Raw genomic sequence first — 13,185 nt, forward strand, 5'->3', positions numbered from 1 at the left:
GTCTGGGTAACTGTTTCAATCTAGCACTGCCACCACATCACCAGCTTGAACGCCCTGCGACGTCAACGTATGGGCCAGTTGATGCACCCGCTCACGAAAACGCTCGTAGCTGTGGCGGCTCTGATCCCGGTAGACAATTTGGTTGTCCCCCGCCATACGTACGCCCGCCTCCAGCAGGTCGCCAATCATTAGTGCAGGGTTAGTCGCAGAGGCCGCGGCAGGTAAAATTTTCGGGGTAACTGAAGGCATAATAGCTCCTTTAAATTTATTCTTGTGCAATCAACTCGTTTTAGCCGCGCTCAATAAGTAGGGCAATACCCTGCCCGCCACCGATACACAGCGTAATTAGCCCGTAGCGGCCGTTAATACGCTCTAACTCGTGAAGGGCTTTAAGTATCAAAATAGCCCCTGTGGCCCCTACAGGATGTCCCAACGCGACCGCCCCACCATTAGGGTTTAGTTTCTCTAGCGGAAAACCCAGCGTTTCGGCCACCGCCATGGCTTGGGCAGCAAAGGCTTCGTTTGATTCAATCACATCAATATCGTTGATACTAAGCCCCGCCTGCTGCAGGCAACGCTTTACCGCTGGAATCGGCCCCAGGCCCATTAGCGTTGGATCGACGCCTGCAGTCGTGGCAACGCGTAGATGCGCCCTGGGCGCTAAACCGCGCTTTGCGGCTTCATCGCTATGGGCCAGCACCAAGGTGGCCGCGCCGTCGTTGATGCCTGAGGCATTGCCTGCGGTCACCACGCCGTCTTTCTGAAAGGCAGGCTTAAGCCGCGCTAAATCGCTAAGCTCAACGCCTTCGCGCACGTGTTCATCGCGAGAGAAAAGCACTGTTTGCTTACCTCTGATGACTTCCACCGCGACAATTTGCTCTTCAAAGCGCCCTTCCGCGATGGCACGTGCCGCCTTTTGATGGCTATCCAGGGCAAATTGATCGAGCTGTTCTCGGCTCAAGCCATACTGCTTAGCGATATTCTCAGCGGTGCAGCCCATATGGCCGCTGCCAAAAGGGTCGCTCAAGATACCCAGGGTTAAATCCTGGACGTTTACATCCCCCATGCGCACGCCGTTGCGCGCTTGGGGCGGCAGCAGATAAGCCCCTCGCGACATCGACTCCGCGCCCCCTGCCAGCGCTAAGCGGCTGTCGCCCATGGCGATCTGCTGGGCGGCAGACACAACCGCCTGCATCCCTGAGCCACACAGCCGATTAACGTTGAAGGCCCCCGCCTCTTTCGGCACACCAGCCTCCAGCGCGATATGCCGCGCCAAATAGGCATCCTGGGGACCGGTGGTAATAATGTGACCGTATACCGAGTGATCGATATCTCCACCCTCAACACCTGCTCGCCTTAGCGCTTCTTTAGCGGTGATCGTGCCCAGCTCAAACGGCGCCATTGTTGAAAGCGAACCACCAAAACCACCAATCGCGGTACGTGCACCGCCTAAAATTACGACATCATCTAATCGCATATTTATCTCCTGTACTTGCCGCCTAGCTAAGCCACTTTGCCCAACAATGAACGCGCAACGACTTCTTTCATGATTTCCGAGCTACCGGCGTAGATGGTCTGCACCCGGGCGTCGAGATAAAAGCGTGAAATGGGGTAGTCGTGGGTGTAGCCATAACCGCCAAACAACTGCAGGCAACGATCCACCGCTTGGCACTGCAGCTCGCTTAGCTGCAGTTTTAAAATCGCCGCATCCGTGCTGCTCATAGTGCCCTGTCGATACTTTGCGACGCAGTGCTCAAAGTAGGCCCGAGCGACGTCCAACTGGGCTTTAATTTCCGCCAGGGTAAAGCGGGTATTTTGAAAATCCGCCACTAGCTGACCAAATGCTTGGCGCTGCTGCACATACTCAAGGGTCAGGGCCAGCGCTCCCTCCACGGCTCCCAGGGCTTGCGCCCCGACCCCCAGGCGCTCCCGGGGCAGCTCCTGCATTAAGTAGCGAAACCCAGCGCCCTCCTCACCCAGCAGCGCATCATGGGGTAGCTGCATCTGATCAAAGGCAAGCTCGGCGGTGTCACTGGCGTGCTGGCCAATTTTTTTAATCGGCTTACCCCGCGAGAAGCCGGGTAAGTGGGTATCGACCAAAAACAGCGAGACCCCTTTGGCGCCAGCGGAAGGGTCGGTTTTGGCGCACACGATCACCAGATCGGCAAACTGACCGTTGGTGATAAAGATTTTGCTGCCACTTAACGCCCAGCCGTCGGCAGTGCGCTTCGCGCGGGTTTTTATTGCGGCAAGATCACTTCCCGCGTGGGGTTCAGTCATGGCAATGGCGCCAAGGCACTCGCCACGGGCCATGGCAGGCAGCCACTGCTCCTGCTGAACAGCTGTGCCCAGATTTTGCAGGTAGGGCATCACGATATTGGCATGAATGTTATAGGCGCTGGCGAGGCCGCCAAACCCTTGGCGGGAGAGCTCTTCCAACGCCAGTTGGGTGATGGCGATATCGGCCCCTGAACCGCTGTGCTGTTCATCCAAATCAATACCGAGCAGACCCGCATCACCCAGCGCATGCCAAAGCGAGCGCGGTATTTCGCCCGCCGCTTCCCACTCATCGTAAAAAGGGGCGACCTTTTGATTAAGGCAGCGCTTGATCATGGCGTGAAACAGTTCGGTGGTTTGCGCGTCCATGTTCACTCCTTGAGATCTTGACGCAAATGACGCTTGAGGATTTTGCCTGCGGTACTCTTGGGCAGCGCATCGGCAAACAGAATGCGTTTAGGCACTTTATAGGGTGCCATCAGCGTTTTGGCGTGGTGAATCAGCTCCTCCTCGCTTGCCTCTTGGCCCTCTTTCAAGACCACTACCGCCGTAATAGCTTCGATCCACTTCTCATCTGGCTGGCCGATCACCGCCACTTCGGAGACCGCCGGGTGCTTAAACAGTCCTTCCTCTACTTCACGGCTAGCGACCAATATGCCGCCGGTGTTAATCACATCCTTGATACGATCAACAACATATAAATAGCCCGCTTCGTCGAAGTAACCCACGTCCCCTGAGTGAAACCAGTCACCCTGGAAAGCTTCTTCGGTCATCGCCGCTTTATCCCAGTACCCTTTCATCAGCTGCGGTGAACGGTGGACGATTTCTCCATGTTCGCCGGGAGGGACATCGTTCATATCAAGGTCAACGATGCGGGTTTCCACCGTCAAAATGGGCCGTCCGGCTGAAGCGGGCCGTTCGGCGTGCTCTTCAGGTCGCAGCACGGTCGCCAAGGGGGCGATTTCGCTCTGCCCATAGCAGTTATAGAGCCCTACGCCCGGTATCCGCTGCTGCAGCTCTTCCAGTACTGGCACCGGCATAATCGAGGCACCGTAATAGGCTTTGTTGAGGGTGCTTAAGTCAAAGCGCTCAAATTCAGCGTGGCGCAGCAAGCTGATCCAGACCGTGGGTGGGGCAAAAAAGGACACAATCTGGTGCTCGGCTATGGCGCTTAAGCACAGCTCAGGAAGCGGTGCTTCCAGCAAGTAAACAGGGGCACCCAATAACAAGGCAGGCATCAGAAAGACATGCATTTGCGCCGAGTGGTAAAGCGGCAGTGCGGCCAGCATGGCCTCGCTGCCTTTGATATCAAGCTCGACCATACAGGCCATATATTCAGCCATCAGTGCCTGATGGGTCATCATCGCGGCTTTTGGTGCGGCGGTGGTGCCCGAGGTGTAGAGCAACTGAGCAAGGCTGGCACCGTCGACCGTCACACTTGGCTCTTCGCTATTGAGCTCTGAGATAGCATGAACGAGTACATCAAAACTTTCTGCATCCCGCCCTTGATCCGCATGCAGAGTGCCCATCAAGGCGAGATCCAAGCCTTCGGTAGCGGCACTTACTTTATCGGCGAGACTCACATCACTGAGTAAACCCGCGGCCCCCGACTGGTCAAGAATGTAGTGCAGCTCATCACTGCTTAGCGCGAAGTTGATCGGTACATGTACTAACCCCGCTTTCGTAGCTGCCAACCAGGCAATGACGTAGGCATCGGAGTTTTTACCATACACCGCCAGCCGATCACCTGGGGCAAGCCCGGATGCCAACAAGCCATTGGCTACCCGGTTGGCTGCTTGATTGAGCGCTGAGTAGCGCCACTGGCGTTCACCAAACATTAGCGCTAGCTGGTGCGGATATTTTCGAGCACTGCGGCTTAGAGCAGCCCCAATGGTATTTTGCTGAATAACGGACGTTGCAGACATGCCAAATCCTCTGAGTTGTTGTCGTGAATTGGCAGTGACTTAACTGTTAACCAACGGGCAGACACTTTCTGACAGTGGACGGAAGGCCTCTTCTGCAGGAATGGTACGGATGATATGAAAGAGATCATCTTCGTCTTGAGATTCTTCGGGGGTTTTAACTTCCACTAAATACATATCGTGAACCATGCGGCCATCCTCACGAATGTAGCCACCGGTGGCGAAGATATCGTTGATGGGGGTATCGGCCATTTGCTGACGAACCGTCTGGGTATCATCAGTACCAGTGGCTTTGATCGCTTCCAGGTAGTGGCGCGTACTAGAGTAGAGGCCTGCATGTACCATGGTGGGCATGCTGCCGGTTCGTTCTTTAAAGCGCTCGGCCCATGCGCGGGTTTCATCGTTTAGGTCGTAGTACCACGCTTTGGTAAATTGCAGACCCTGGGCGTTTTCCAGCCCGATGCTGCGCACATCGGTACTAAACAGCACCATTCCCGCCAGGATCTGTCCCGCCTGGGTAATACCGAACTCGCCGGCTGCTTGCACCGCATTAATGGTATCGCCACCGGCGTTATTTAACGCAATCACATCAGCACCGGAGGCTTGGGCCTGGAGCATAAACGAGGAGAAATCACTGCTGGGGAAAGGATGGCGGGCGCTGCCCACAATGGTACCACCGTTTTCTGTCACGACGCGGGTGACGTCAGCTTCCAGTGCATGGCCAAAAGAGTAGTCGGCGCTTAACAGGTACCAGTTTTTGTGGCCCTCATCGGTAATTGCCTTTGCGGTTCCGTTGGACATTGCCCAGGTATCGTAAACCCAATGGATATGGTTAGGCGAGCAGTGCTCATTAGTAATACCTGACGAGACGGCACCATTCACCAGCCCGAGTTTATCCGCCTCTTCCAACAGGCTCACTGCCGCTAGAGTGACAGAAGATGCCACCAGCCCGGTGACCATATCGACATTACGCTCGTCGATCCATTCACGCACCACGCTTGAGCCCACATCAGGGCTGTTCCGATCATCAGCGCTAAACACCACAATATTGGCGCCGTTGACGCTGCCACCGATATCTTCAATCGCCATGTTGATGGCATCTTCGCCCAATGGGCCAATAGGGTCGCGATAAACGCCAGACATATCGGCTAAATAGCCGATGCGGATTTCATTATCAGAGATACCCTCGGCGGCAACGGTAGTGGGCGCATAGCTGGCCATCAAAATGGCAGCGGCGAGGGTTGAAGTAGCAAAACGGTGGTGAGATGTGCGATTAGATGAAAGATAAGATAGTTGCATTGTTATGTGGCTCTCTTTTGTTGTTATTAAGGGCTGTTATTGAATCGATAGCAGTGAAGTAGCAAGCAATAGCTCAGATTCATCTTAGGCGCTAATAGGCCGTGGCTGTTTACCTATCAAGCCAGATTTTTTGCAATTCGTGCCATATCTACCCCCTTGCCAGTTTAAACACACCATTAGTCGATGCTTGCGCATACCGTTACAATGGTGCCTTTGCATATTGAACGGGAGACACCTTTGGCCACCGCTTATGCCGATGACTTTTTACCCGAAGCACTTCAGTTTCGCTCTGATACACATTTGGTGGATATTGGCGCAAACCTAACCCATGAAAGCTTTGGTCGCGACCTTGAGGCGGTGATCCGGCGCGCCCAGGCGGCACAAGTAACGACCATGATCGTTACCGGCACCGACCTTGCGCATGCCGAACAAGCGGTTGCGCTAGCCAAGCAGTATTCTGGCCTCTATGCCACGGCGGGCGTTCACCCCCATGACGCTAGTCGCTGGGACAAGAGCCTTGAGCGCGCCATGGCGGCCCTGCATGCTATGCCGGAAGTCGTCGCTGTCGGTGAGTGCGGGCTGGATTTTAATCGCAACTTCTCGACGCCCCAGGAGCAGGAGCGGGCCCTTGAAGCACAGCTGGCGCTTGCAGTGGAAAGCGGTTTGCCGCTGTTTTTACACGAGCGGGATGCGGGCAAGCGGATGCGTGAAATACTGCATGCGTGGCGAAACGATATTAGCCACGCGGTCGTGCACTGTTTTACCGCCGACCGCGATACGCTGTTTGGCTATCTCGACCTAGACTTGCATATAGGCCTGACCGGTTGGATTTGCGACGAACGGCGTGGTCACCACTTGCGCCCTCTGGTTAGCGATATACCGCTTGAGCGATTAATGGTAGAAACCGACTGCCCTTATCTATTGCCCCGCAATCTCCCGGCGAAATTAAAGGGCCGCCGACACGAACCGGCATTGCTGCCGTGGATTGTTCGCGAAATTGCCCAGTGGCATGGGGTTAGCGAAGCTGAGCTAGGGGCGGCAACCACACAAACCGCCCAGCGTTTTTTCCGTCTTCCCACGGAATCTTAACAGGAGTATTAGCGTGGACGACTATCCAGGGTTTATAGCCATTGAAACCGGCGAAGATGATGGCCTTCCGCTCGCCATCGCTTGGTCGCTACCCGATGGGCGTGTTAAACAAACATTGATTCAGCCGGACGATAGCTGGATCAAAGAAGATACCAATGCCATGGGCTCCTACAGCATGGAGGAGCTGGAGAGCCTAGGGGTTAGTCCGCTAGAGGTAATTCGCGAGCTGGAGAACGATCACTTCTCCGCCACGCTCTACACCAGCGACAATGGTGACGACGAAGCGGCACTCGCACGGCTGTTTGACACCTATGGGTTAGACCCTTTCGTGGAGTTAGCTCCGGCCTCGGTGCTTTACCCTTCGCTTACCCCTGGCGAATGGCATCGTCAGCGGCGCGAAACATTCAGCGAGCTAGGGTTAGAGCCGATGCGCCCCGAGCATGAGCTGGAGGTGATGCTGTCGATGCATCAGCGCCTTACCGACGATGATCATTAGCCGCTAATAACATGATCGGCTTGATCTAAAATGGCCAAGCCGCCAGCCACCGCTTGGTTAAGGGCCTCTTGGTGGCCGTAGAAGCGCTCCAGCGCCTCTTGAAATGCGCCTGCCCGAGCTGGTAAGCCCTCTGCCAGGTAGCGCTTGGCGCGGGCCTCTACTCGCGCTGCAAAGGCTTCTATATCAACCTCAATATCGCCGCCTAAATTATCCACGCTAACGTGAAACTGGCGGCCACAGGCATGGGTGAAGATAGACTCCAACGCCTGTGGGGCTATTTCAGCCTGCTCGAAGGCCCTCTGCTGTTCGGCATTGCGACCATCGGGGCAGTACCAGTAGCCGTAATCCTCTTGTTGGCGCCGCTTCTCCCCTGCGATACACCAATGGCTGATTTCGTGTAGTGCGCTGGCATAGTAACCCCGCGCAAAAATCACCTGATGATACGGCGTCACGCTGTTGGCAGGACGATAGAGTGGTTCATCTCCCCCGCGAATCAATCGAGTTTGATAACGCTCAGCAAAAATACCATCAAAAAGCGCCATGATGTCTTCGAGCGTCCATCGCTCCTGCGTGTCACTCACATTGGCCTCATTTGTCATCGATTTTGGCGCATTATACCTGCCCTGTTGGTGCAAGCTAACGTCTTGCCACCATAAGCGTGGCGCGCCTGCTAATATAACGACTTTTCGTGAATAACTTTATCCATTAGGAGCCAACAAGTGGGCGGCTTTACTCAACAACTTAAATCGATTTACTGGCCAGAAACCCGAGCCTTAGTCTATTTGGCTCTGCCTATTTGCGGCGCGCAGCTGGCTCAAGCGGGGATGAGTGTTGTCGATGTCATGATGACAGGTCGGCATGATGCCACGTCACTCGCAGCCGTATCGGTAGGCTCTAGCCTATGGATGCCGCTGATGCTGTTTATAACCGGCACGCTGATGGGGCTTACACCCATCGTTGCGCATTTACTGGGTGGCCAGCGCCACACGGCTATTCGCCCGGCAGTCCATCAGGCGCTTTGGGTTGCGTTACTGTTGGGCGCCGCCGCCGCAGCACTGCTCTGGTCAGCCGTTATGCCGATATTCAAGGCAATGGACGTGCCTCCAGCGGTCGCGCAACAGTCTGCTGCCTATCTTTCTGCCGTCGCCTTTGGTATGCCAGGGATTGCGCTATTTCAGGCGCTGAGAGCGTTTTCCGACGGCATGAATCATACCCGTCCGGCGCTATGGATAAGCCTGGTCGGCTTAGCGGTTAATATTCCTGCCAACTACCTATTGATCTACGGCGGCGAGGGATTAGTGGATATCTTTGGCACCTGGATCCCTAGTAGTCTGCAACAATTACCTGCCTTGGGGGCATTTGGCTGTGGTATTGCGACAGCCCTCTCAATGTGGACGATGGCACTTGCGATGGCCTACTACACGCGCCGAGGACGTACTTATAAAAGCGTCGCTATATGGCAGCAGCTAACGCCTCCCCAATGGGTCGGCATTCGCGAACTCATAGTGGTGGGTGTTCCCATTGGCGTAGCTATTTTTGTCGAAGTTACCCTGTTTACCTTTATTGCGCTGTTTATTGCCAGTTTTGGCGAAGTCACCGTGGGTGCTCACCAAATAGCGCTTAGCTTCACCACTATTTTGTTTATGCTGCCTATGTCGTTGAGCATGGCGCTGACCGTCAGGGTGGGCAATACACTTGGGCAGCAGCGCCTGACACTCGCCCGCCAAGTTGCCTGGAACGGTATTGTGGTCAGTGTTTGTGTCGCCGCATTTAACAGCATCCTGCTATGGGTAACCGCTGTGCCCGTCATTTCGCTTTACACTTCGAATGCCGAGATTCAAGCGCTAGCGCTGTCGATCATTGCTCTAGCGGTTATTTTTCAACTCTCTGACTCGCTGCAGGTCAATTTAGCTGGTGCTTTGCGCGGCTATAAGGATACCCGCATTGTCATGGTGATTACGGTGCTCTCTTACTGGATTGTAGGTTTGGGGGGCGGACACTGGCTGGGCTCACGAGGAATAGGTGATATGGTTGCTCCACTCGGGGTTCATGGCTACTGGATTGGCTTGATTGCTGGCTTAAGCACTGCGGCAGTGTTACTCGGCTGGCGTTTACAGCGTATTAGTATTCGGGGGTAGGCATGGTTCGATGGAGAATTTTTTCTCTAGCAATAGCGCTAAGCGCCCTGCTGGTTGGCTGTGGTGATAACCCCGCTGAGCAGCAGTGGCAGGCCTATCACCAACAACTCGCCGATGGCCTAGCACAGCCAGGCATTGAACGAGCTGACCCAGTTAATATTGGTGACTTCCCTGAGCGCTCCGAGCGGCTTATTGATATTCCCGAAACGCGAGATAGCCTGCTGAATGTTTACGCACTGCGCGAATGTCAAATCACGTCGCTAGTCGCCGCACGTAATAACCAACTGGGGCGTGTAGCGCCGCCTAGCCAACAGTGGTTATATGAGCGCACGCTATGGCAGCGACTAAGCGCCTGCTTAAATAGCCAAGTTCCCGATCAGTTAAGCAATGAAGATCGAACGCGCCTAGAACAATTAACAGCGACTAAAACAGCGCAGTTGCCCGCGGTAAGCTGGAACGCTATCTTTGACTCCAGCGAATGGGTTAAAAGCTTTTCACGGGCAAGCCAGCCGTTAGGCAACGTCGAAGAAGACGCTATTACTAACCAGCTTGACGCCATTAATTATTTGCAACAAATGACTGACCACCAGTTTGACCCCGACTGGCAGCAAGACTCTGCAACGCTTGAGAACCATTTGAAAAACCTGCAAGAGCGACCACTGACCGCTGAAGTGCTACGCGCCCTACTACTCGCTACTCAACGCTTAACGGAAGCGAATGCATTGCTAACTCAGCACAGTGATGCCGCGCACTGCTTAAGACGCTGGGAGACAGCGTCAGTTGAGCCCTTAGCAAGCACAGCCAAACGGTGGCTAACAGCAATCAATCGCTTAATTGACGCGCAGCATGTAGACAAGCCAATAGCGATCCAACGCTATCAAACACGCTGGCTTTCGCTGAACAATGCCCAAGCGCCCTGGGGTCAGTTTCAGCAAGCACTTATCCAGCATCAGGCGCTACTAGAGCGCTTTCCACCTTGCTTTGATAATTAAAAAGCGCAGAACCCTTAACCTTAAGAGCAAGTTGTGCTATTTGTGGATATGAGAGGTAAATGAGTCGGCTTTGCCAATCTGATGACCACGCAGCATAAGGAGGGACACAATGGGCGCATCCCTGTCACCCCGCTCTGCCCAGGTCATCGACCTGGAAACTGTGCGCCAGCGTCAGCAAGCGCAAAAGTGCCTAGTCCGTTTAGCCCCTGAGCTAGACGGTTTAGAGATGGTGTACCAACTCGCTGCGAGTCCCGACACCTTTTATGGCTTGCCTATTTTGGCCTGGGGATTAAGAGAGGACGGTAGCGTCATCGGTTTGGTGCCGTGGATGGAAACCCTGGCAGCTTGCCATGACCTGAATAGCCAGGAGAACGGCTACTTCGTGGGTTACCGTGATCCTGAAACGGAAGAAATTTTTGACACACCACCCGATCACAAATACCACGAGCTAATCGCGGCGGCTGAATACTTTGATTATGAGGCCTCTGGCGAAGTCACCCTCATTCAGCAAATTCCCGACATTCTGGGCACCCACGCACTATGCATGAATCACCCCAACTCGCCCTGGCATATGAAGCCCGTTTACGGCTGGCGTCTCTATAGCGACGGCAGTCTTGATGCACTACTTGCCGACGAGAATAAAGCGACGATGACACCAATCTTGTTAGGGGATAAGTGCCTATACAGCGCCCACGCGCGCCATCAAACCGTTTACTTTTTCCAGCGCCATATCGCCAACCGTATACTGGAAGAAGATCCAGCAACGCTTGATGCGCTAGCCATGATGGTAGTGGCAAGTGATTAACTAAGCGCATCAACTATGCAACTGTCGGCGAGGCCACTATCACTTAGGCGATGTGGGCCTCGCTTGGTTTTTCTCACTGTTTCTAAGAACTGTTTCTAAGAGCTGTTTCTAAGAATCATCTCAAGTGGTTATTCCAAACGGCTATGCCAAACGGATAAAGTAGAGGTAGTTACTCTCAGAGGAGGTGTCCTGTTCAAGCAGTTCATGCCCTAAAAACTGACAAAATTTGGGCACATCTCGCGTTGTAGCGGGGTCGGTGGCAATCACTTTGAGCACTTGACCTGACGCCATATCGCGCACTTTGTTATGCATCAGCATAATCGGCTCTGGGCAGTAGAGTCCTGTGGTGTCCAATACCGCGTCAAAGGTGGGTAACGTACCCGTATTATCAGCCATCAATATCCTCGATGTGGGAAACAGAAAGTATGATTAAAGTTATCATCGAACGGCGAATTATGCCCGGACTTGAAGAAGAATTTGAACAAGCAGCGCGGGAGGCAATGCGCAGTTCACTTGGCGTAAGGGGGTTCATCGGTGGTGAAACACTGGTAGAGCTTGGCCATACCGATCGTCGACTGATGATTACCAAATGGCGTGACATCCGCGCTTGGAAGGAGTGGCACTCAAGCGAAGCGCGGGCAATGGCCATGCAGCGTATTTTACCGCTGTTAACCGAAGATGAAACTATCCGGATTTACGAACCTGGCTATTAAATAGCTTTTGCTCGATCTATCGATATCACAACCTATCAATATCACAACCTATCAATCTCTCAACCGAACATGCACCGTTACCTCTTCACGATCATGATAAAGGTGGCGGCATGATACGCTGGCTTGCACGCCAGCCTTATCCAGCGCCCCTTCTAATACCGTTAGGCAGCGTGTGACTTCATCCCAGCGCTTTTTCATGGGCAATTTGAGGTTAAAGATCGCCTCTTTGCACCATTTACGAATCAGCCAGCGCTCCACCATGGCTAATACCCGTACCGGTTTATCAACAATATCGCAAACTAGCCAGTCTAGGCGCTGCGGTGGCTCCCAGGTAAAGCCATCCTCTTTAAGATGATCGATCTGCCCGGTCTTCATCAACTGCGAGTCCATGGGGCCATTATCGATGGCGTACACGTACATGCCCCGCTGCACTAGCTGCCATGTCCAGCCGCCCGGGGCGGCCCCCAAGTCAGCTGCCTGCATATGCGGTGCAAGTCGCTCCTCCCACTCTTCCCTAGGGATAAACTCGTGCCACGCCTCTTCCAACTTCAACGTTGAACGGCTGGGAGCACGGGAGGGAAAGCGCAATCGACGAATACCATTAATTAAATCGCTGCGATTGCCTGGAAAGCTCATCGCCAACTGAACCTGATCGCCATCAGTCCAGAAAATATGTAAGCGCCGTGCGCCCGCGCTGCGCCTTAACGCACCACGTTTTTTCAACATACTTTCCAGCGGCTTGGTTAGCGCCTTAATCAGCCCCGCTAGCGCTTTGCCATCGTTGGTATCCGGCGTTTCATGCCAAATCTCTTCAAAGCTCCAACGACTAGCTTTGACTTGCTCCAGAATAGCAGTCAAACGGTCGTCACGTGACAGAGTAAGTGCAGGTAGCGCAGCCAAGCTTTGGCGCGCGAAAATAAGCTTTTTAAATGCGGCTTGACGGTGTAATTCATTCACCGCTTCGCCATCGATGCGCGTTAAGCTTACCCAACCCTCGCCATAAGAAGATTCACACCCTACATCGTTTAATGCTGCGTGATGCTGCATTTCTGCTAAGGCATCATTTTCAAACCCTGGACGGCAGTAGACGAGCCACGACGTAGGTACTATTTCACTCACCTTTTTACCTCTATTCCGACCGTCACAAACGGTGACGGCTAGCTAATTAATTGGGTCGCATCATAGCATTTATTCAGCACTATTGGTGTGAGGTGTGAGGTGTGAGGTGTGAGGTGTGAGGTGTGAGGTGTGAGGTGTGAGGCAAGTATATATTTGCCTGTTCATATAGACACAAAGAACCCCGCGCTTGGCGGGGTTCTTTGATCAATCAACGCTAGGCGGTGATTGCTAACATGTCAGTGCGCAGAAATTAATCAACGACTTTGATGTTAGAAGCTTGAAGGCCTTTTTGACGCTGAGTGACGTCGAAGGAAACCTTCAGGCCGTCTTGCAGG

At 53.8% G+C, this 13,185-nt stretch carries 15 protein-coding genes; 6 read left to right on the forward strand and 9 right to left on the reverse strand.

Annotated elements, in window-relative coordinates; all coding sequences use genetic code 11:
- Positions 1-15 precede the first annotated feature (15 nt).
- Genes J7J49_RS22280 through J7J49_RS22300 form a run of 5 tightly spaced genes read right to left on the reverse strand, consistent with a single transcriptional unit; the run spans position 16 to position 5,498 of the window.
- Positions 16-249 (reverse strand): AMP-binding protein, encoded by a 234-nt coding sequence (locus J7J49_RS22280; RefSeq protein ID WP_251048459.1) that lies wholly within the window; start codon positions 247-249, stop codon positions 16-18.
- 40 nt (positions 250-289) lie between these two features.
- The gene (gene bktB, locus J7J49_RS22285; protein WP_215095777.1) at positions 290-1,477 is read right to left on the reverse strand and encodes a beta-ketothiolase BktB; all 1,188 of its coding nucleotides are present in this window, start codon (positions 1,475-1,477) and stop codon (positions 290-292) included.
- 26 nt (positions 1,478-1,503) lie between these two features.
- On the reverse strand, positions 1,504-2,646 hold the full coding sequence (locus J7J49_RS22290) for an acyl-CoA dehydrogenase family protein (protein WP_215095780.1): 1,143 nt from the start codon (positions 2,644-2,646) through the stop codon (positions 1,504-1,506).
- Positions 2,647-2,648: 2 nt separating this feature from the next.
- Positions 2,649-4,202: a fatty acyl-CoA synthetase gene (locus J7J49_RS22295; RefSeq protein WP_215095782.1), complete on the reverse strand. Its 1,554-nt coding sequence runs from the start codon at positions 4,200-4,202 to the stop codon at positions 2,649-2,651.
- Positions 4,203-4,241: 39 nt separating this feature from the next.
- Positions 4,242-5,498, reverse strand: a complete 1,257-nt coding sequence (locus J7J49_RS22300; RefSeq protein ID WP_215095784.1) for an ABC transporter substrate-binding protein — start codon at positions 5,496-5,498, stop codon at positions 4,242-4,244.
- Between the two features lie 237 nt (positions 5,499-5,735).
- Between J7J49_RS22300 and J7J49_RS22305 the strand changes: the two genes are divergently transcribed.
- Positions 5,736-6,587 (forward strand): TatD family hydrolase, encoded by an 852-nt coding sequence (locus tag J7J49_RS22305; RefSeq protein WP_064233204.1) that lies wholly within the window; start codon positions 5,736-5,738, stop codon positions 6,585-6,587.
- A 13-nt stretch (positions 6,588-6,600) separates the two neighbouring features.
- On the forward strand, positions 6,601-7,083 hold the full coding sequence (locus tag J7J49_RS22310) for a hypothetical protein (protein WP_064233203.1): 483 nt from the start codon (positions 6,601-6,603) through the stop codon (positions 7,081-7,083).
- Here the strand turns inward: J7J49_RS22310 and J7J49_RS22315 are convergent.
- The gene (locus J7J49_RS22315) at positions 7,080-7,682 is read right to left on the reverse strand and encodes an elongation factor P hydroxylase (RefSeq protein ID WP_215095786.1); all 603 of its coding nucleotides are present in this window, start codon (positions 7,680-7,682) and stop codon (positions 7,080-7,082) included. The genes J7J49_RS22310 and J7J49_RS22315 overlap by 4 nt on opposite strands.
- A gap of 120 nt (positions 7,683-7,802) precedes the next feature.
- Here J7J49_RS22315 and J7J49_RS22320 point away from each other — a divergent pair, with 120 nt between their 5' ends.
- The 3 genes from J7J49_RS22320 to J7J49_RS22330 all read left to right on the forward strand — a co-directional run bounded on the left by J7J49_RS22320 (position 7,803) and on the right by J7J49_RS22330 (position 11,018).
- Complete coding sequence (locus J7J49_RS22320; RefSeq protein WP_215095788.1) at positions 7,803-9,221, forward strand: MATE family efflux transporter; 1,419 nt, start codon at positions 7,803-7,805, stop codon at positions 9,219-9,221.
- A gap of 2 nt (positions 9,222-9,223) precedes the next feature.
- A complete protein-coding gene (locus tag J7J49_RS22325; protein WP_215095790.1) occupies positions 9,224-10,213 on the forward strand; it encodes a DUF3080 family protein in 990 nt (329 codons plus the stop codon).
- A 109-nt stretch (positions 10,214-10,322) separates the two neighbouring features.
- Positions 10,323-11,018, forward strand: a complete 696-nt coding sequence (locus J7J49_RS22330) for a hypothetical protein (protein WP_215095792.1) — start codon at positions 10,323-10,325, stop codon at positions 11,016-11,018.
- Positions 11,019-11,159: 141 nt separating this feature from the next.
- On the opposite strand, the gene tusA is transcribed toward J7J49_RS22330, so the two are convergent.
- Entirely contained in the window at positions 11,160-11,414 is a 255-nt protein-coding gene (tusA, locus tag J7J49_RS22335; RefSeq protein WP_064233198.1) for a sulfurtransferase TusA, read from the reverse strand.
- A 29-nt stretch (positions 11,415-11,443) separates the two neighbouring features.
- Between tusA and J7J49_RS22340 the strand changes: the two genes are divergently transcribed.
- Entirely contained in the window at positions 11,444-11,731 is a 288-nt protein-coding gene (locus J7J49_RS22340; RefSeq protein ID WP_064233197.1) for an antibiotic biosynthesis monooxygenase family protein, read from the forward strand.
- A 51-nt stretch (positions 11,732-11,782) separates the two neighbouring features.
- Here the strand turns inward: J7J49_RS22340 and rlmM are convergent, their stop codons facing one another.
- Positions 11,783-12,850: a 23S rRNA (cytidine(2498)-2'-O)-methyltransferase RlmM gene (rlmM, locus tag J7J49_RS22345; RefSeq protein ID WP_064233196.1), complete on the reverse strand. Its 1,068-nt coding sequence runs from the start codon at positions 12,848-12,850 to the stop codon at positions 11,783-11,785.
- Positions 12,851-13,100: 250 nt separating this feature from the next.
- The coding region (locus J7J49_RS22350) for a cold-shock protein (protein ID WP_215095794.1) at positions 13,101-13,185 on the reverse strand (85 nt) is incomplete at its 5' end.

Source organism: Halomonas sp. ISL-56 (genome assembly GCF_018612805.1).
GTDB lineage: Bacteria > Pseudomonadota > Gammaproteobacteria > Pseudomonadales > Halomonadaceae > Vreelandella.